The 18,810-nt window shown below is 72.0% G+C and carries 13 protein-coding genes and 1 pseudogene; 8 read left to right on the forward strand and 6 right to left on the reverse strand.

Going from position 1 to position 18,810, the window contains the following annotated elements; all coding sequences use genetic code 11:
• Positions 1-188 precede the first annotated feature (188 nt).
• Complete coding sequence (locus tag ABTZ89_RS19030) at positions 189-2,393, forward strand: AAA family ATPase (RefSeq protein ID WP_351046355.1); 2,205 nt, start codon at positions 189-191, stop codon at positions 2,391-2,393.
• Positions 2,394-2,438: 45 nt separating this feature from the next.
• Here the strand turns inward: ABTZ89_RS19030 and ABTZ89_RS19035 are convergent, their stop codons facing one another.
• The gene (locus ABTZ89_RS19035) at positions 2,439-3,110 is read right to left on the reverse strand and encodes a LytR C-terminal domain-containing protein (protein ID WP_351046358.1); all 672 of its coding nucleotides are present in this window, start codon (positions 3,108-3,110) and stop codon (positions 2,439-2,441) included.
• The gene (locus ABTZ89_RS19040) at positions 3,110-3,427 is read right to left on the reverse strand and encodes a DUF3263 domain-containing protein (protein ID WP_502949567.1); all 318 of its coding nucleotides are present in this window, start codon (positions 3,425-3,427) and stop codon (positions 3,110-3,112) included. Before ABTZ89_RS19040 ends, ABTZ89_RS19035 begins: the two co-directional genes overlap by 1 nt.
• A 292-nt stretch (positions 3,428-3,719) precedes the next feature.
• Between ABTZ89_RS19040 and ABTZ89_RS19045 the strand changes: the two genes are divergently transcribed.
• From ABTZ89_RS19045 to ABTZ89_RS19060, 4 genes are all read left to right on the forward strand, one after another.
• Positions 3,720-4,301 carry a peptide deformylase gene (locus ABTZ89_RS19045; protein ID WP_351046361.1) on the forward strand — a complete coding sequence of 194 codons (582 nt, stop codon included), beginning with the start codon at positions 3,720-3,722 and terminating at the stop codon, positions 4,299-4,301.
• A 247-nt stretch (positions 4,302-4,548) separates the two neighbouring features.
• Positions 4,549-6,192 carry a phosphomethylpyrimidine synthase ThiC gene (thiC, locus tag ABTZ89_RS19050; RefSeq protein ID WP_351046364.1) on the forward strand — a complete coding sequence of 548 codons (1,644 nt, stop codon included), beginning with the start codon at positions 4,549-4,551 and terminating at the stop codon, positions 6,190-6,192.
• 192 nt (positions 6,193-6,384) lie between these two features.
• The gene (gene thiD, locus ABTZ89_RS19055; protein ID WP_351046367.1) at positions 6,385-7,251 is read left to right on the forward strand and encodes a bifunctional hydroxymethylpyrimidine kinase/phosphomethylpyrimidine kinase; all 867 of its coding nucleotides are present in this window, start codon (positions 6,385-6,387) and stop codon (positions 7,249-7,251) included.
• Positions 7,252-7,457: 206 nt separating this feature from the next.
• On the forward strand, positions 7,458-9,431 hold the full coding sequence (locus ABTZ89_RS19060; RefSeq protein ID WP_351046370.1) for an FUSC family protein: 1,974 nt from the start codon (positions 7,458-7,460) through the stop codon (positions 9,429-9,431).
• A gap of 269 nt (positions 9,432-9,700) precedes the next feature.
• Here ABTZ89_RS19060 and hrpB read toward each other — a convergent pair whose 3' ends face one another.
• Both hrpB and ABTZ89_RS19070 read right to left on the reverse strand, forming a co-directional pair.
• The gene (hrpB, locus tag ABTZ89_RS19065; RefSeq protein WP_502949566.1) at positions 9,701-12,076 is read right to left on the reverse strand and encodes an ATP-dependent helicase HrpB; all 2,376 of its coding nucleotides are present in this window, start codon (positions 12,074-12,076) and stop codon (positions 9,701-9,703) included.
• A gap of 130 nt (positions 12,077-12,206) precedes the next feature.
• Positions 12,207-13,520: pseudogene (locus ABTZ89_RS19070) on the reverse strand (amidohydrolase); the annotation flags it as partial.
• A gap of 264 nt (positions 13,521-13,784) precedes the next feature.
• Between ABTZ89_RS19070 and ABTZ89_RS19075 the strand changes: the two are divergent.
• Complete coding sequence (locus ABTZ89_RS19075) at positions 13,785-15,881, forward strand: sensor histidine kinase (protein WP_351046376.1); 2,097 nt, start codon at positions 13,785-13,787, stop codon at positions 15,879-15,881.
• Positions 15,882-15,895: 14 nt separating this feature from the next.
• Here ABTZ89_RS19075 and ABTZ89_RS19080 read toward each other — a convergent pair whose 3' ends face one another.
• Positions 15,896-16,528 (reverse strand): hypothetical protein, encoded by a 633-nt coding sequence (locus ABTZ89_RS19080; protein WP_351046379.1) that lies wholly within the window; start codon positions 16,526-16,528, stop codon positions 15,896-15,898.
• Positions 16,525-17,583 carry a DNA polymerase III subunit beta family protein gene (locus tag ABTZ89_RS19085; RefSeq protein WP_351046382.1) on the reverse strand — a complete coding sequence of 353 codons (1,059 nt, stop codon included), beginning with the start codon at positions 17,581-17,583 and terminating at the stop codon, positions 16,525-16,527. The genes ABTZ89_RS19080 and ABTZ89_RS19085 overlap by 4 nt, the downstream gene beginning before the upstream one ends.
• A 75-nt stretch (positions 17,584-17,658) precedes the next feature.
• Here ABTZ89_RS19085 and ABTZ89_RS19090 point away from each other — a divergent pair, with 75 nt between their 5' ends.
• Positions 17,659-18,006: an ArsR/SmtB family transcription factor gene (locus ABTZ89_RS19090; protein ID WP_351046385.1), complete on the forward strand. Its 348-nt coding sequence runs from the start codon at positions 17,659-17,661 to the stop codon at positions 18,004-18,006.
• A complete protein-coding gene (locus ABTZ89_RS19095; protein ID WP_351046387.1) occupies positions 17,999-18,646 on the forward strand; it encodes a cation efflux transmembrane domain-containing protein in 648 nt (215 codons plus the stop codon). The genes ABTZ89_RS19090 and ABTZ89_RS19095 overlap by 8 nt, the downstream gene beginning before the upstream one ends.
• Positions 18,647-18,810: the final 164 nt, after the last annotated feature.

An 18,810-nucleotide genomic window follows, 5' to 3' on the forward strand; every position in this document is an offset into this window, starting at 1 on the left:
GTCGGGGTCCGCAGGTCCCGACACGCCGGGGTCCCGACACGCCCGGGTGTGCAGTTTCAATTGAAACTGCGGAACCCAGGCACGGCGGATCGCAGTTTCAATTGAAACTGTGGTCCCCGGGGCCGACGGCGGAGCGCCGTGCGGGCGGAAGGGGCGTTGTGCGGGTGGGGCGCGGTTAAGCTCGCGGGGTGTCGTCGATTGCGTTGACCGCTCGGGTTTCTCCCTCCGCCAAGGACACTCGACGCGGGGTGGTGCGGTTGCACCCCGAAGTCCTCGATGCGTTGGGGTTGCGGCCCTGGAACGCCGTGCAGCTCACCGGGGCGCGGGCGACCGTGGCGCTCGCCGCCGCGGCCGGCGCCGGGAGCCCCACCGGGGTGCTGCTGCTCGACGACGTCGCGCTGATGAACCTGGGCCTCGGCGAAGGCGCCGAGGTCGTCGTGTCCCCGGTGCAGGTCACCGCCGCGAAGCGGGTGGTCGTCGCCGGGTCTCAGATCGCGCGGGCCACCGTCGCGCCGGAGACGCTGCGGCTGGCACTGACCGGGAAGGTCTTCGGCACCGGCGACACCGTTTCGCTGCTGCCGCAGGACGTCGCTCCGAGCGCCACCGGGATCGCGGGCGAGGTGCGGCGCAAGCTGTCCAACGCCATCGGATTGACCTGGACCAACGAGCTGATCACCATCGCGGCCACCGAACCGGCCGGAGCCGTCGCCGTCCAACCGTCCACAGTGGTCGAGTGGCGCGACGGCAGCACTCCGCAGCCCGCCGCTCAGCCCGCCCCCGCCGCGCCGCCCGCGCCGGTGCAGCAGCCCGCCGAACCGGCGGTCCCGGTCGCCGACCTGGTCGGCTCCCGCGACACCGCGAAGCGCTTGAGCGAATGGCTGCGCCTGGCCTTCGACCAGCCCGAACTGCTGCGGCGGCTCGGCGCCGAACCGCACCTCGGCGTGCTGCTCAGCGGTCCGTCCGGCGTCGGCAAGGCGACGCTGGCCCGGGCCGTCGCCACCGACATCGGCGCCGAGCTGGTCGAGGTCGCCGCACCGAGCATCGCGGCGCTCGAACCCGGCTCGGCCGCGAAGCGCCTGCAAGAGGCGATCGACCGCGCCACCAGCGCCCGGGGCAACCGGGTCCTGCTGCTGACCGACGTGGAGAGCCTGCTGCCCGGCACCGAGCCGCCGCCGCTGGCCACCGTCGCGCTGGACGCGATCCGCGGCGCGATCGGCACCGACCGGCTCGCCGTGGTCGTCACCAGCTCCCAGCCGCAGGCCATCGACCCCCGGCTGCGCGAGCCCGGCGTCGTCGACCGGGAGCTCACGCTCGGACTCCCCGACGACACCACCCGTACCGACCTGCTGCGGGTGCTGCTGCGCAACGCCCCGCTGGCCGAGGACGTGCAGCTGTCCGAGGTCGCCGAGCGCGCACCGGGCTTCGTCGTCGCGGACCTCGTCGCGCTGTGCCGGGAGGCCGCCGTCGGCGCGGCCCTGCGCCACCAGGACGACGCCGCCGACGCGCGCATCCGCCAGCAGGACCTGCTGGACGCGCTGGCCTCGGTCCGCCCGATCTCGATGTCCACATCGGACAACCTGCAGACCGGCGGCCTGACCCTCGACGACGTCGGCGACATGACCGAGGTCAAGCAGTCCCTCACCGAAACGGTGCTCTGGCCGCTGCAGTACCCGGACTCCTTCACCCGCCTCGGCGTGGAACCCCCGCGCGGCGTCCTGCTCTACGGCCCGCCGGGCTGCGGGAAGACGTTCCTGGTCCGGGCCCTGGCCGGCAGCGGACGGCTCAACGTCCTCGCGGTCAAGGGCGCGGAACTGATGGACAAGTGGGTCGGCGAGTCCGAACGGGCGGTCCGCGAGCTGTTCCTCCGCGCCGCCAACGCCGCCCCGGCGCTGGTGTTCCTCGACGAGGTCGACGCGCTGGCACCCCGCCGCGGCCAGTCCTCGGACTCCGGCGTGGCCGACCGCGTGGTGGCCGCGCTGCTCACCGAACTCGACGGCGTCGAGCCGATGCGCGACGTCGTGGTCCTCGGCGCGACGAACCGCCCTGAGCTGGTCGACCCGGCCCTGCTGCGCCCCGGCCGGCTCGAACGCCTCGTCTACGTCCCGCCGCCGGACGCCGAAGCACGCGAGGCGATCCTCCGCGCAGCGGCGAAGAACACGCCGCTGGCGTCCGATGTGGACATCCCGGCCCTGGCGGCCGACCTCGACGGCTACTCGGCAGCGGACTGCGCAGCCCTGATCCGCGAAGCAGCCCTCACCGCGATGCGCGAATCCCTCTCCGCAGCCGAGGTCTCAGCAGCTCACCTGGCCACGGCGCGCACCGCGGTCCGCCCGTCCCTCGACCCGGCCCAACTCGCGACCCTCGAGTCCTACGCCCGGTCCCAAACGCGGTGAAGGGCACCCCCAGCACTGGGAGATGCCCTTCACCGGGAACCGGGGTCACTTCGCGGCGGAGGGGCCCTTGTAGTCGTTGGTGATGATCGCGATCAGGCCCGGGGTGGCGTCCTGGATGCCTTCGAAGCGGGCCTCCGCGCGCGCTCCGAAGCGGGCCGCGATGTCCTTGGCCTGCGCTTCCTCCTGGGTGCCCGGGCGGAAGTAGATCGTGGTCGTCGGGATGAGGCCCGCCGAGTAGTTGCCCACCTCGGGCACCTCGTAGCCGGCCTTCCGGAAGTCCTCGGCGGCTCGGTGCGCCAGGCCGCTGATGGTGCTGTTGTTGTAGACCCGCACCACGATCTGCTCGGTCCCCTGACCGGAACCGTTCGGCGTGCCGGGTCGCTGCTGGTTCTGCTGTCCCGCAGGCGGCTGCTGCTGGCCGTTCTGCCCGGGCTGCTGGCCGTTCTCGGCCGCCGGCGGCAGCGGCGCGGGCTGCTGCGGCTCCTCGGGCTTCTGCTCCGGGTCGGCGCTGCCCGGCCCCGGGGGCTGCGGTTGCACCAGCGACGACTGCGCCGGGTAGTTCCCCGGTTCAGGGGGCAGCGGTTGAGCGGTGTTCGACGTGTCGCCGCCGGAGAACAGCGTGGCGAGGCCGATGGCGCCCGCGATCACACCGGCCCCGATCAGTCCGTAGCCGACGATCTTGGCCTTGGCGGGTCCGGTGGATTCCCCTGAAGTCATCAGTGCAACTCGATTCCCAGTCGTTGAGCGGCCCGTGCGCGCTGCCGAGCCGCCCGTGCCTTGCGCAGCCGTTTGATCAGCATAGGGTCCTCGCGAAAAGCTGCAGGACTGTCCAGCAACGCGTTCAGCACCTGGTAGTACCGGGACGCGGACATGTCGAACAGCTCCCGGATCGCCTGCTCCTTCGCGCCCGACCGCTTCCACCACTGCGCTTCGAAGGCGAGCACCCCGCGCTCCCGGTCGGTCAGCGCCCCGGCCGGCAGCGGCTCCGGCTCCGGTTCGGGGGCCGCGACGGGTTCGGCGGCGGGCTCGGGCACCGGTGGTTCCGCCAACCGCAACCGCCGCCCCTCCGGCGATCTCTGCTGTTCCTGCACGCGGGCCAACTGCTCGCACTGGCGAGCGATCTCCTGCGCGGTCAGCATTTGGGCGGCGTCCATCCGACTCCTCGCCTCGCGATCCGGGCCTTCGGCGCGTTCGCGGAATCACACGGCTGTGATTCCGCCCCTGATTACACCATGCCCCGATTCGCGACGGGTGGTGATCGGACCGGCGGGTACCGGAAAAGAGCACCCCGAACCGATGGCCGGGCTTACCGATAAAGTCCCGCCCATGGCTGTTCACCCGATCTGCGTCTACGGCGACCCGGTGCTGCACAACCCGACGCGCCGGGTGGAGCGCTTCGACGAGGAGCTGCGCACCCTCGTCGAGGACATGTTCGAGACGATGGCCGCCGCGAACGGCGTCGGGCTGGCGGCCAACCAGATCGGTGTCGACCTGCGGGTGTTCGTGTACGACTGCCCCGACGACGAGGGCGTCCAGCACCGCGGTGTCGTGGTGAACCCGGAGCTGACCACCTCGGAGATCCCGGAGAGCATGCCGGACCCGGACGAGGACTGGGAGGGCTGCCTGTCGGTGCCCGGCGAGTCCTACCCGACCGGCCGCGCGAGCTGGGCGAAGGTCGCCGGGTCCGATGTGGACGGAAAGCCGGTCGAGGTCGAGGGGACCGGTTTCTTCGCCCGCTGCCTCCAGCACGAGACCGACCACCTCGACGGCTACGTCTACCTGGACCGCCTGGTGGGCCGACACAAGCGGGCCGCGAAGAAGATGATCAAGCGCAACGAGTGGGGCGTCCCGGGCCTGTCCTGGGACCCGGCCGAGCACGGCGACCCCTTCGCCGAGGACGAGGACTGATCAGGTCCTCGCGCACATCGCCGCATCGGCCCGACAATCCGCTCATCCCTGCTCAACGAGGCCTTTCCCCGGACATCTGGACCAGCGGGGGTTGGCAGCGCCGCGGGTTGCGGCTACCGTCGGGCAGCGACAAACGAAGACCGCGGGAGCTCGCACCAACAGCGGGCTGAGAGGGCGGCTGGAGAACTCCGGGGCCGCCGACCGCAGAACCTGACCGGGTAATGCCGGCGTAGGGAGTGGATTGGCAGTGGCCGACGTGCGTCCGAACGCGTCCGAGAACGCCAGCGAGATCACCACCGGGGCCATCAACGGCTCGCGAAAGGTGTTCCGCAGCACCGAATCCGGCCTGCAGGTGCCATTCCGCCGCATCGAGCTGACCAACGGTGAACACCTCGACGTGTACGACACGTCCGGGGCCTACACCGACGGCGACGCCACCATTGACGTCCACAGTGGACTTCATCGGATGCGGGCGGGGTGGACCGATGGGCGGGAGCACCGGACCCAGCTGGGCTGGGCCAAATCCGGTGCCATCACGCGGGAGATGGAGTACATCGCCACCCGCGAAGGCGTCTCCCCCGAGTTCGTCCGGGACGAGGTGGCCAGCGGCCGGGCGGTGATCCCGGCCAACCGCTGCCACCCGGAGAGCGAGCCGATGATCATCGGCAAGAACTTCCTGGTGAAGGTCAACGCCAACATCGGCAACTCCGCGGTGACCTCCTCCGTCGAGGAGGAGGTGGAGAAGATGGTGTGGGCCACCCGCTGGGGCGCCGACACCGTCATGGACCTGTCCACCGGCAAGCGCATCCACGAGACCCGCGAACGCATCCTGCGCAACTCCCCGGTGCCGATCGGGACCGTGCCGATCTACCAGGCGCTGGAGAAGCTCAACGGCGATCCGGCCGCGCTGACCTGGGAGATCTACCGGGACACCGTGATCGAGCAGTGCGAGCAGGGCGTGGACTACATGACCGTGCACGCCGGGGTGCTGCTGCGCTACGTGCCGCTGACCGCCCAGCGCGTCACCGGCATCGTCTCCCGCGGCGGGTCGATCATGGCCGCCTGGTGCCTGGCGCACCACCGGGAGAGCTTCCTGTACACGCACTTCAGCGAGCTGTGCGAGATCCTGCGCGACTACGACGTCACGTTCTCGCTCGGCGACGGCCTGCGGCCCGGCTCCATCGCCGACGCCAACGACCGCGCGCAGTTCGCCGAGCTGGAGACCCTCGGCGAGCTCACCCACATCGCCCGCGACCTCGACGTGCAGGTGATGATCGAGGGCCCCGGCCACGTGCCGATGCACAAGATCGCGGAGAACGTCCGGCTGGAGGAGGAGCTGTGCGGTGAGGCGCCGTTCTACACGCTCGGACCGCTGACCACCGACATCGCGCCCGCCTACGACCACATCACCTCCGGCATCGGAGCGGCGATGATCGCCCAGGCCGGCACCGCGATGCTCTGCTACGTCACGCCCAAGGAGCACCTCGGCCTGCCCAACCGCGACGACGTCAAGACCGGCGTGATCACCTACAAGATCGCCGCGCACGCCGCCGACCTGGCCAAGGGCCACCCTCGGGCGCAGGAGCGCGACGACGCGCTGTCCAAGGCCCGGTTCGAGTTCCGCTGGACCGACCAGTTCAACCTGTCCCTCGACCCGGACACGGCCAAGGCGTTCCACGACGAGACGCTGCCCGCCGAGCCGGCCAAGACGGCGCACTTCTGCTCCATGTGCGGACCGAAGTTCTGCTCGATGAAGATCACCCAGGACGTCCGCAAGTTCGCCGAAGAACGCGGCCTGACCAGCGTCGAGGCGATCGAGGCGGGCATGCGGGAGAAGTCCGAGGAGTTCTCCGGCGCGGGCGGCAAGGTCTACCTCCCCCTCGCCGACTGACCCGGTCGTGAGTGCTTCGGGGTGCTCTGACGCCCCGAAGCACTCACGACACCTGACCCGAGCACGGCCGGCCGGGGACCGTGAGTCTTTTGGGCTGTTCTGGCGACCCAAAAGACTCACGGAACCTGACCTGCGGAAATGGGTGCGTGCTCCCCGGTGGATCGGCCGGATTGGGCCCGTAACATGAAGTGGATGCACGAGATCTCGGCGGAGCACGAAGCACGGCCCGCGAACGACACCGCCCCTCCGACCGCGCTGACCATCGCCGGTTCGGACTCCGGGGGCAGCGCCGGGATGCACGCCGACCTGCGCGCGTTCTTCTCCTGCGGGGTGCACGGGATGACCGCGGTCACCGCGGTGACCGTGCAGAACACCGTCGGCGTGACCGGGCTGGTGGAGATCCCGCCGGAGACCGTCGCCGCGCAGGTCGACGCGGTGGCCTCCGACATCGGCGTGGACGCCGCCAAGACCGGGGTGCTCGCCTCCGCGGCGACCATCGAGGCGGTGCTGGAGGTCTGCGACAAGCACGGCATCGGCCGGGGCGGGCGCACGCCGTTCGTGGTGGACCCGGTCGCCGCCTCCCGCAGCGGTGAGCCGCTGCTCCGGCAGGACGCGCTGGACTCGCTGCGCAACGAGGCGTTCCCGCGCGCCTCCCTGGTGACCCCGAACCTCGACGAGGTGCGGCTGCTGACCGGCATCGACGCGCGCACCCGCGCCGACCTGCTGGACGCGGCCAAGGCGATCTACGACTTCGGCCCCGAGTGGGTGCTGATCAAGAGCGGTCACCTGGAGGACGACCCGGAGTGCATCGACCTGCTCTTCGACGGTTCCGAGGCCATCCCGCTGCCCGGCCCGCGCTACGCCACGGTGCACACCCACGGCGCCGGTGACGTCTTCGCCTCGGCGATCACCGCGGCGCTCGCGAAGGGCTCCTCGATGCCGGACGCGGTGCGCAGCGGCAAGCGGTTCGTCACGCGCAGCGTGTCGCACGCCTACCCGCTCGGCGCCGGGGTCGGACCGGTGTCGACCTTCTGGCGGGTCAGCCCGCGCTCGTTCTGACCCCTAACATGACCCCTAATAGAGTGATTTCCATCCCGGATCTGTAACCCGAATGGTGCGCCTTGTCGACAAGCTGGGTGAGAAGCGCGTAATCCGGTAGATCGCACGCCCGCGCAGGCGCGCGCGATCTGCTGCGCGCTGCGCGAACGACGATGACAGGGGTTTTCGACAGCGTGGCTAAATCGGTCTCGACTGCAAAGTCGGCGTTGGCCCGTGCCCGGCAGCGACTGCTGGCCACCGAGGCGGGGGCACCCGACCCCCGGCAGCGCCAGTACGCCGTGCTGGTGCTGATCGCGGTGATCGCCGGGACCGCCGTCGGCTGGCTGTTCGAGCTGCAGACCCCTGCGCTGCTGGCCGGCCTGACCGCGGTGCTCGCGCTGGTCGCCACCGGCGGCCAGTCGCTGCGCTCGGACCTGCGGCGGTTCGTCTGGTTCACCCCGGCCCTGGTGCTGGTGATGGCCGTGGGACCGCTGCTGGCCAACATCCCGGTGCTGGCCGGGCTGGTGGTGGCGGTCGTGGTCTTCGGCACCGGCATGCTGCCCGCGCTCGGCGAGCACTACCGCGTCGGCGGGCAGACCTTCGCCGCGGCGACCCTGGTGTCCACCACGACCGGTATCGGCAGCGACCAGCCGGCGTGGATGCTGCTGGCCGCGGCAGCCTCGGGTGCAGCGTTCGCCTTGGTGCTGCGGGTGATCAGCGGGTTGAGCGATCCCGGCCGGGCCACCCGGGTGGCCGTCGCGCGGACGCTGCTCGAACCCGGTCCCGGTGTCGTGGAGTCCGCGGCCGCCGCATGGCGGGCGGACGGTTCCAGCACCTGGCTCGGCGAGGTGCTGGCCGGTGCCGCGCGGTTCCGCGCCGCGCGCGAGACGCTGCTCGCGCAGGCCGCGCAGAGCGACCGCATCGAGGCCGGGCGGCTGGAGCAGATCGTCGCGGAAGCCGACCAGGTCGCCGCGGAGCTGGCCCGGGCGGTCCGCTCCCGCGCCTGCACCGGACTTCCCCACGCGGCGCGCCGCGACCCGGCGGAGGCCGTGCTCGCCCGCGGCGGACGGCAGGACCTGCCGGACGCCGTGCAGGGCATCAACCAGGGTCTCGAGCGGATCCGGGCGACCGTGGTGCGCCGCGTCGAGACGCCGCTGCCGCCGCAGGCGCCCGGCGCTACCCGCGAGCGGCTGATCGGCGCGGTCCGCGCGCACCTGTCGTTCCGGTCGTCGCTGTTCCGGCACGCGCTGCGCTGCACGCTCGCGGTCGCCTTCGGCATGGTGATCGTGCTGCTGGTGGGCGATCCGTCGGCGTCGAGCCTGCTGCTCGCGCTGTACGTGGTGCTGCAGCCCGCGGCCCGCGACAGCATGACCGGCGCGCTGGAGCGCACCGGTGGCGCGGTGCTCGGCGTGACCGCGCTGGCCCTGCTGATCACGCTGCTGCCCGGCGCGTTCCTGCTGGTGCCGCTGGTGATCGGCGGGATGCTGCTGAGCATGCAGCGGCTGCGCACCGAATACCAGACGCTGCTGGGCTGCCTGATCGTGATCACCGTCGTGGACCAGGCGATGCGGCTGGAGCGGCCGCTGGTGAACGTCGGGATCAGCTTCGCCGCGAACACCGCGGTCGGCGCGGCCATCGCGCTGATCGTCGGCTACGTCGCGTACCTGGTGCTGCCCAGCAGCATCCTGCCGGACGTGCGGGGCGCGGTGCGCTCGACGGTGTGGGCGGTGTCCGAGCTGCTGCGCAGCGTCCGGGCGGCCGGTCAGGGCGTCGACCTGCCCGCGGCGCTGCAGGCGGCGAACGTGCTGGCGCTGCGGCGGACCCAGGACCTGCTGGGCATGCCCGCGCTGCTGGACGGCACGGGCGAGGAGACCGACGACGACCGGGCGACGCGGGACGCGGCGATCGCGCTGGCCGCGCTGCGCCAGGACGTCGCGACGCTGGCGTTCCGGCCGGAGGCCGAGCAGGCGGTGGCGGTCCCGGCGTTGCGCGCGGTGGACGACCTGCTGGGCGGGAAGCCGTCGGCGAAGATCCCGGACGTGCCCGAGGGCAGTGCACCGGCGACCGAGCTCCTGGCCAGCTCCATGGTGGAGAACGCGCTGCACGCGCGTCAGGCGATCGACCGGACCTTCGGCTACGACAACCCCTGGAAGAGCTACACGATCTCGTTCTTCCGCCCGGAGCGCCTCCACATCCGCTGACGCACCAACGTCCGCGACCGGTCCCGGCACGCAATTTCAATGGAAATCGAACCTCCGATTTCCATTGAATTTGCGGAAGTTCTCCACAGCCAGGACGACTTGTCCACAGGTGTCGGCGTGTCGGGGTCCACAGGTGCCGACACGCCGAGGTCCCGACACGCCCGGGTGTGCAGTTTCAATTGAAACTGTGATCCGCCGTGGGTGGGATCTGCAGTTTCAATTGAAACTGTGGTTTCGACTTGACAGGAGCACGGTGGGTCCGGACGGGGTCAGGAGCGTTTGGTGCGGCGGGTCGGGGTTGCCGTGGTGGGGTCTTCCGGCCAGGGGTGCTTGGGGTAGCGGCCTCGGAGTTCCGAGCGGACCTGGTGGTATCCGTTGGCCCAGAAGGACTTCAGGTCCGAGGTGACCGCGGCCGGTCGGCCCGCCGGGGACAGCAGGTGCAGGACCAGCGGGATCCGGCCGTCGGCGATGCTCGGGGCCTCGGACCAGCCGAAGACCTCCTGCAGCTTCACCGGGAGCACCGGCCGATCGGTGTAGTCGACCTTGATCCGGGAGCCGGAGGGCACCTCGATGCGGTCCGGCGCCAGCTCGTCCAACCGCCCGGCCACCGACCAGGGGACCAGGCGGCGCAACGCCGCACCCGCCGAGATCCGCAGGTCCGCGCGGCGACGGGCGTTGCTGAGCTCCGGTTCCAGCCAACTGTCCACTGCGGACAGGAGGGACTCGTCGTCGGTCGCCGGCCAGGGATCGCCGAGCACGTCGTGCAGGAAGCCGAGGCGCTGCCGCAGGCGTCGTGCGTCGTCGCTCCAGTCCAGCAGTTCCAGCCCGTCCTCGCGGAGTCCGTCCAACAGCGCGCGGCGAACCTCGGCGGGGTCGGGATCGCGGATCTGCCGCTGTCCCAACGTGATCGCGCCGAGCCGCTCGACGCGGACCGCCCGCACGTCGCCGTCCACCCAGCCGATCTCGTCGGCCGTGCCGACCAGCGCGGGCGCGGCTTCGCGGGCCAGCTCCTCGTCGACCGGAGCGGCCAGCCGGATCATGCCGTGGGCGCTGCCGGGAGCCCGGTCGGCGACAGCGACGGCGAGCCATTCCGAGCCGCGCACGCTCGAACCGGCCGGCAACTGCGCCGCGGTCCCCGAGGCCATCAAGTACACGTTCGATTCCGCATCGCGGCGCCTGGCCAGCCGTTCCGGCTGCGCGAGCGCGACGACCAGCGCCGCATCACCGCTCCCGCCGCTGCCCTTCACCAACGACCGGAGCCTGCGGACCTCGCTGCGCCACCGGTCGCGGCCCGGCCCGCCGCGCCGCAACGCGGCGAGCGCGGAGTTCACGTCGATCTCGTTGGTCAGCGCATCGTTGTCGAGCAGCGCGACCACTTCCGCCGCGATGTCAGCACCCACCAGCTCAGCCCCGTCCAGCAGCGCGCGGGCCAACCGGGGGTGCAGGCCGAGCTCCGCCATCCGGCGCCCGCGGCCGGTCACCGCGCCGGAGGAGTCCAGGGCACCGAGGCCGTGCAGAACTTCCCGGCCGGCGGCGAGCGCACCGGTCGGCGGCTCGTCCCACCAGGCCAGCGCCGATCCGTCGGGGGTGCCCCAGCAGGCCAGCTCCAGCGCCAACCGGGTCAGCTCCGCGGTCCGGATCTCCGGCTCCGGGTAGGCCGGGAGCGTGCTGTGCTCGTGCTCCGGCCAGCAGCGGTAGACCACGCCCGGCCCCTGCCGCCCGGCGCGACCGGCACGCTGGTCGGCGACCGCTGCCGAAACCCGCACGGTGGCGAGCCCGGACAGACCGCGCCGGTTGTCCACGCGCGATACGCGGGCCAGGCCGGAGTCGACCACCGCGCGCACGCCCGGCACCGTCAGGCTCGACTCGGCGACCGCCGTCGCCAGCACCACCCTGCGCCGCTTCCCCACCTTCAGCGCCGAATCCTGTTGCGCGCGCGGCAATCTCCCGTGCAGCGGCAGAACGTCCACATCGGACCCGGCCAGGTGTCCGGCGACGCGGCGGATCTCGGCGGCGCCGGGCAGGAAGGCCAGCACGTCGCCGTCCTGCTCCGCGAAGGCCGTGCGCACCGCCCGCGCCACGCACGCCTCGATCCGCTCGCCGCGGTTCGGCGGCAGGTACGCCGTGCGCACCGGGTGCGTCCGCGCGTGCGCTTCCAGCACCGAAGCGTCCCCGAGCAGTTCGGCGATCCGCCCGGCCGCGACGGTCGCCGAGGTCGCCAGCAGCCGCAGGTCGGGGCGCAGGCCTTCACGGGCGTCGAGGAGCAGCGACAGCAGCAGATCGGCGTCGAGGTGGCGTTCGTGGCACTCGTCGAGCATCACCACGTCCACCCCGGGCAGCTCGGGGTCGCCCTGCAACCGCCGCACCAGCAGACCCGAGGTCACCACCTCGACGACAGTGCGCGCGCTCCGGCGTCGATCACCTCGCACGGAATAACCCACGCGCTGCCCCACGTCCTCGCCGAGCAGAGCCGCCATGCGCTCGGCCGCGGCGCGAGCGGCCAACCGGCGCGGCTCGGCGACCACGACCCGCAAGCCCAGCTCGGCCAGCGCGAGCGGAACCAGCGTGGTCTTGCCGGTACCCGGCGGAGCCACCAGCACCGCAGCACCGCGCTCGGCCAGCGCTCCGGCGACGTCGTCGAGCACCGCCCCAACGGGGAGGTCAGGAAGTCCCCGGTCCGCCAAAACCTGCCTCCGAACTCCTCCACAACACCCGCGCACGACAGCAGGTGGTCAATTTGGCGCGGAATTTGCCACCGCACCCCGCCAGGTGCGCTCAGACGATTTCGTCGTCCTCGGGGACGCGGACGTAGATCGTTTCGCCGCGGAGGACGGTGCGCAGGCAGCGCGGCATCGGGGCCTGCGGCGAGAGGTCCGGCAGGGCGGGCACCCCCGCGCGCGGGTCGGTCGACCAGCGCTGCACCCGCGAGTCCGGTGCGGCCACGACGAGCTCACCGGCGTCCCACACCGCGTAGGTCGCGGGCGCGCCAGGCACGAGCGTTCCGGTCACACCGTCGTCCACGCCCGCCGCTCGCCAGCCGCCCCGCGTGTGCGCGGTGAACGCCGCGCGCGGCGAGACGCCGAAGCCTTCGGTGCGGTGGTGCACAGCGGCCTGCACGGCCCGCCACGGGTCCATCGGCGTCACCGGGGCGTCCGAGCCGAACGCCAGCAGCGCGCCGCTGGCAGCCAGCTTCGAGAACGGGTTGAGCCGCGTGCCGCGCGGCACGCCGAGACGGCGCGCGTACATCGCAGCCGAGCCGCCCCACGCCGCGTCGAACGCGGGCTGCACCGACGCCACCACGCCGTAGCTGCCGAGTTCGGCGGCCTGCTGCTCGTCGACCATCTCCAGGTGCTCGAGCCGGTGGCGCATGCTGGCCAGCGTCGGCACGCCGACGATCTCCGCCGCCTTGCGGAAGCCCGCGCAGACCTCCGCGACCCCGGCGTCGCCGATGACGTGGAACCCTGCCTGCAGACCGGCCCGCGTGCACTCCACCAGGTGCTCGGCCACCGCGCTCGCGTCGAGGTAGAGCACACCGGAGGTGTTCGGGTCGTCGACGTAGGGCTCGCGCAACGCCGCGGTGCGCGAACCGACCGCACCGTCGACGAAGAGATCACCGGCCAGGCCGCGAACGCCGAGCTCCGCGGCGCGATCGACGGCCCCGAGCTCGCCCCAGTAGCCGATGACCTCCGGAACCCCGCCCTGCGCCGAGAGCGCGAGCAGGTCGACGAGGTCGTCCTCACCGGAGATGTCCGGCCCGCCGCACTCGTGCACGCAAGCCACGCCCATCGAGGCGGCGTGCCGCAGGAACGCCAGCTGGGCTTCCTTCCGCTGTCCCGAACCGAGGCACTCCCGTGCGGCCCGGCGCACGTGGTGGTGCGCGACGCGCGTCAGCGGGCCCGAGTCGCTCCAGCCCTCCGCGCCCCGGGTCAGCGGCGCGCGGTCGACCAACGTCGTGGACACCAGCGCGGAGTGCACGTCGATCCGGGACAGGTACACCGGGGCGCCCGCGGCAGCGGTGTCGATCTCCTCGCGCGTCGGCGGGCGGCGCTCCGGCCACCAGGTCTCGTCCCAGCCGTGCCCCCATACCAGGCCGCGATGATCACGCTCCGTGACTCATCGTCTTCGGGTGAATGCGGACGGCAGGCCCGGGCCTGCGGGCTCCTGGTAGCGGATTCCCGTCTTCGCGGTGGGATTCGAGTAGCCGTTCGATCACCCTGTGCTATGGTGCGGTCATCCTGCCGGGGGCCGCGGGAGCGGGACGCCGCCGAACCGGCGCCTCGCCCTGGGCCGAGTGGAGTGGGGTCTCCTCCCCGACGGGAGCGCACTGGGTCGGTTCGACGGTTGCGGAGCACTGTGGCGCGGACGAGCAGTTCCGGGAGCGAGTACAAGACGATCCGGGCCCGGCTGACGCGCATCGGCCTGGTGCCCAGCGTGATCCTGCTGGTCATGTGGCTCGGGTTCTCGTCCCTGACGATCTACGACGGCTACTACGCCACGATGGTCGCCACCGGCGTGCAGAACGCCTCGATCCCGGCAGCGAACAGCCTGATGGAGTTGCAGGAGGAGCGCCGCCTCGAGCTGGAGCACCTCAGCCGCCCGGACACCGACCCCAGCGCCGTGACCGCCCAGCGCACCCGGACCGATGCGGCGCTGGCGCGCACGCGCCCCAACTTCGACCAGCTGGTCTCCGGCTCGCCGAAGGTGATCGCCGACCAGGTCCGGGGCTTGGGATCTCTGCTGGCCGAGCTGCCGCGGCAGCGCGCTGGGATGGATTCCGGTGCGGTGTCGCGCCAGGAGGCCTTCGCCTACTACAACCGGCTGCTCGAGAAGTGGGCCGACCTGTTCGACACCCAGGCGCGGATCGTCCCGGACGCGAAGGCGGGCCAGGCCGGGTTGGCCGGCAGCGAGGTGTTCCGGGCGGCCGATCGGATGTCGCAGGCCGCGTCGCTGGGCAGCGCGGCGCTGACCAGCGGCCAGTTCGGCCCCGGCGAGCACGTGACGTTCGCGCACCTGGTCGGCTCGTACCACGCCCGGCTCGACACCAACCTCCCCATCATGGAACCGGGCGGCGCCGATCTTCTGCGCCGGCTCACCGCCAGCGACGCCTGGCGCCAGCTGACCGAGTTCGAGAACGCGCTGATCGAGAACCCGCCGCGGCCGGGCGAGCCCTCGGTGGATCCGGCCGCGTGGGGGCGGGTCAGCACCGAGGTGTCCCAGCAGCTGGTCGAAGTCGCCGTCCAGCAGGCCCGCGAAGGCATCGAGCTGAGCCTGGACAACGGCAACAACCGGCTCCTCGAAGTGCTGGCCGTCAGCCTGGGCGGGCTGGTGGCCGTGCTGATCGGCATCGTGCTGGCCGCCCGCGCCGCCCGCAGCCTGGTGGACCGGACGCTGGTCTCCAGGCTGACCAGCCTGCGCGACGACACGCTGCGGCTGGCCCGGGAACGCCTGCCGGGCATCATGTCCCGCCTCGAGCGCGGCGAGCAGGTCGACGTGGAGGCCGAGCTCGCGCCGCTGGACTACGGCACCGACGAGATCGGCCAGGTCGCCGACGCGTTCAACACCGCGCACCACACGGCGGTGGCGGCCGCGGTGCAGGAGAACCACGCCAAGGCCGGGTTCAACAAGGTCTTCCTCGGCATCGCGCACCGCAACCAGGGCCTGGTGCACCGCCAGTTGAAGGTGCTCGACCGGATGGAGCGCAACGAGGAGCACCCGGAGCGGCTGGCCGGGCTGTTCGAGCTGGACCACCTGGCCACCCGCGCCCGCCGCAACGCCGAGAACCTGGTGGTCCTAGCCGGGGTCCAGGCGGGGCGGAAGTGGCGCAAGCCGGTGCGGCTGGCCGACGTGGTGCGCGCGGCCGTCGCCGAGACCGAGCACTTCGACCGGATCCAGGTGCACCGCGCGCCGGACCTCTCGGTGATCGGCGCCGCGGTGGGCGAGGTGATCCACCTGCTGGCCGAGCTCATGGACAACGCCACGTCGTTCTCCGCGCCGAACTCGAAGGTGCACGTGTACTGCGGCGACACCCCGCGCGGCGTGCTGCTGCGGATCGAGGACGAGGGCATGGGCATGCGCCCGGCCGAGCGCGACGAGGCGAACGTGCTGCTGGCCAGCAAGCCGAAGTTCGAGGACATCACGCTGCGCGGCGACTCCCGGCTCGGCCTGTTCGTGGTGGCGGTGCTGGCCTCCCGGCGCGGCATCAGGGTGGAGCTGCGCGAGGCGGAGGGCGAAGGCACGGTGGCCCTGGTCCGCCTGCCGACCAACATCGTGGCGCACGAGCGGTTGTTCGAGGACCGCACCGAGGACCCCGACCTGCTGCGCCTGCCGTCGCCGAACCCCGGCGAGCGGTCGCCCGGCGAGCGGTCGCCCGGCGCGCCCGTCCCCGGAGCGCCGGAACGGCCGAAGTGGGAGCGCGCGCGGGGCTCCGGCCGGGGCGAGCGCGGCGACTGAGCCCGCTTGGAGCGTCAGGCGGTCAGCGCGGTGATCGCCCGGCTGAGGGAGTCCTGTTCGGTGTCGGGCAGGCTGCGGGACGCGTGCAGCATGTGCAGGGCGGTGCGCAGGCGCATGCGGTCGTCGTCGGTGCCGAGGTCGCCCAGCCGCGCGGGCAGGACGATGGCGAGCGCTTTCAGGTTCTGCCGCTCGCAGAACTTCGCGATCAGCTCGTCCAGCAGCTCGTCGGCGGGGTTGGTCGGGCGCAGCCCTTCGGCGATGGCGTACCGGGTCCAGTCCGCGTACTGCCCCGGCGGGACGTCGTCGACGTGCTCGGCGGCCGAGGCGAAGTGCTCGTGCGCCCGGTCCGGCTGGTCCAAGTCCTGGTACGACTTCGCCAGGTTCAGGTGCAGCGAGGCGAAGAACCCGGTGACCCGCTCGTCGCCGACCCGTTCGGCGCGCTCCAAGCTTTCCCGGTTCCAGCGCAGCGCCTGCTCGGGGTTCGGTTGGTGCCGGGCCAGGTAGTGGGCGGCGATGCTGGCTTCGTAGTCGTCGGCGGCCCGGTCCCAGGCCTGCTGGAAGTGCTCGCGCGCGTCGTCGGCGCGGCCTTCGGCCTCGGCCTGCATGCCTTGCGAGCACAGCTGCACGACGGGGTTGTCGGGGTTCACGGTGTTGTCCTCGTTCCTTCGGTGTGCACGGGCATGACCAGCGTGGTGAAGCTGCCCTGGTCGGCGGAGCGGACGACGACCGGCTTGTCCGGCGCGGAGATCTCCAGCAGCACGTCGGGTCCCACCCCGGCCTCCAGCGCCGGGACGAGGACCGCCGGGTCGAACGCGATGCGCAGCGGCGGTCCAGTGTGGACAGCGGGCTGGAAGGTCCCGCCCGAGATCGCGAGTTGCTGGTCTTCGGTGCGCAGGACGGCCGGACCGGGGGAGTGGAGCAGCGCTGCTCGCAGGGCGTTGCGATCGGTGATGAGCCGGTTCCGCGGGCTCGGCAGGTCGTCCAGGATCAGCCGGTAGTCGGGGAAGCCCTCGTCCGACGTCGGCAGGTTCTGCGCCCGGCCTCCGCCGCGCACCCGAGCTCCGCGCTCGTCGACCTCGATGCCGACCTCGTCGAACGGCAACGCCCAGGAAGCGACGTCGCCGAGCGCGGCGGCGTCGACCACCAGACGAGCCGCGGGACCCTCGACGCGGGCCCGCAGCGTCCGCACCGCCAGGCGGTAGCGGTCCGTCGCGACCAGCCGCACCTCCTGGTCGTCCAGTTCGACGAGGATGCACCCCAGCACGGGGAACTCCGCCCGCGCGGCGCCATCGCCGACCGACGGCGAAACCTGGCGCACAGCACTGGCAAGCTCCGCCCCACCCACGCGCGCCAACGTCCGCCGCGCGCCGCCGGGGAGCGAATCCAAGATCGCCTCGATCGCCGCCTGCGCGGCCTCCGCCACCTCCTGCGCCTGCTGGGCGTGGGCCGCCAGCACGGCGCGGGCCTGCTCGGCGGTTCCGTCGAGCACCGCGCCGACCTCGGGCAACGGCACTCCGGCCGCCCGCAGCCGGCGCAGCAGCACAGCGCGCGCGACCTGGTCGGGGGAGTAGAAGCGGTAGCCGGTCGCGGCGTCGACGTGCGCGGGTACCAGCACGTCGCAGTCGCCGTAGAACCGCAGCGCGCTCGGCGTCAGCCCGACCTCCCGGGCGAAGGAACCGATGCTCAACAACTCGTCGTCCACGAAAGCGATTCTCGACCTTCGACCAACTCGAAGGTCAAACCACGATCCATCGCCCCTCGGCGCTATCATCGCCACATGACGATGAATTGTTCGGCCGAAGGGCTGGACGCGGCGGTGTCGCTGTTCCGCAGCCTCTCGGACGGCACGCGGCTGGCGATCGTCCGGCGCCTGGCGGACGGCGAGGCCCGCGTGGCCGACCTGGTGAGCGAGCTGGGGCTGGCGCAGTCCACGGTGTCGGCGCACGTGGCGTGCTTGCGGGACTGCGCCCTCGTGACCGGCCGCCCCGAAGGCCGGCAGGTGTACTACTCGCTCGCCCGTCCGGAGCTGCTCGATCTGCTGGCCTCGGCCGAGGCGCTGCTGGCCGCGACCGGTCGAGCCGTGGCCCTGTGCCCGAACTACGGCGCGGAGTTGTCCGGTGAGTGACGGTTGCGCGGACGGCTGCTCGGCCCCGGTAGGCGTCGGGTTGAGCGACGCCCGCCGGGCGGTGCTGACCCGGCGGATCCGCTGGTTCGTCGCGGCGACGATCACCTACAACGTCATCGAGGCGATCGTGGCGATCGCAGCGGGCAGAGCCGCGTCCTCCACGGCCCTGATCGGCTTCGGCCTGGATTCGACCATCGAGGTCGCCTCGGCAGCGGCGGTGGCGTGGCAGTTCAGCGGCTCGGACCCGGAAGCGCGCGAGCGGGTGGCGCTGAAGATCATCGGCCTGTCGTTCTTCGCGCTGGCGGCCTACGTCACCGTCGAGTCGGTGCGCGCGCTGCTCGGCGGAGCGGAAGCCGAGCACTCGACAGCGGGAATCGTCCTGGCCGCGCTGAGCCTCGCGATCATGCCGGCGCTGTCATACGCCCAACGACGCGCGGGCCGCGAGCTCGGCTCGCACAGCGCAGTGGCCGACTCGAAGCAAACCCTCCTGTGCACCTACCTCTCCGGGGTCCTGCTGATCGGCCTCCTGCTGAACACCCTTTTCGGCTGGTACTGGGCGGATCCGATCGCAGCCCTGGTGATTGCAGTGGTGGCGGTCAAGGAGGGCCGAGAAGCCTGGCGCGGCGAACACTGCTGCTGACGCCGGAGTCAGCCCAGGACACGTCGAAGGCCCGGCAACGCACTCGTTCCGCGCTGCGGAACTCGGGTTGCGGGATTCCATGTCGTACGCAGCATGCCGATCAGTGCAGGACCACGCTTGCCACCGCACGAACTTTTTTCCATGTCTCACATGCTGCTTCATCC

Source organism: Saccharopolyspora sp. NPDC002686 (assembly GCF_040295745.1).
Lineage (GTDB): Bacteria > Actinomycetota > Actinomycetes > Mycobacteriales > Pseudonocardiaceae > Saccharopolyspora > Saccharopolyspora oryzae.

Excerpts from the sequence above, each read along its gene's own strand:
- ABTZ89_RS19090 (WP_351046385.1), top strand. The coding sequence starts at position 17,659 with ATGACGATGAATTGTTCGGCCGAAGGGCTGGACGCGGCGGTGTCGCTG.
- ABTZ89_RS19035 (WP_351046358.1), bottom strand. The coding sequence starts at position 3,110 with ATGACTTCAGGGGAATCCACCGGACCCGCCAAGGCCAAGATCGTCGGC.
- thiD (WP_351046367.1), top strand. The coding sequence starts at position 6,385 with ATGCACGAGATCTCGGCGGAGCACGAAGCACGGCCCGCGAACGACACC.
- ABTZ89_RS19045 (WP_351046361.1), top strand. The coding sequence starts at position 3,720 with ATGGCTGTTCACCCGATCTGCGTCTACGGCGACCCGGTGCTGCACAAC.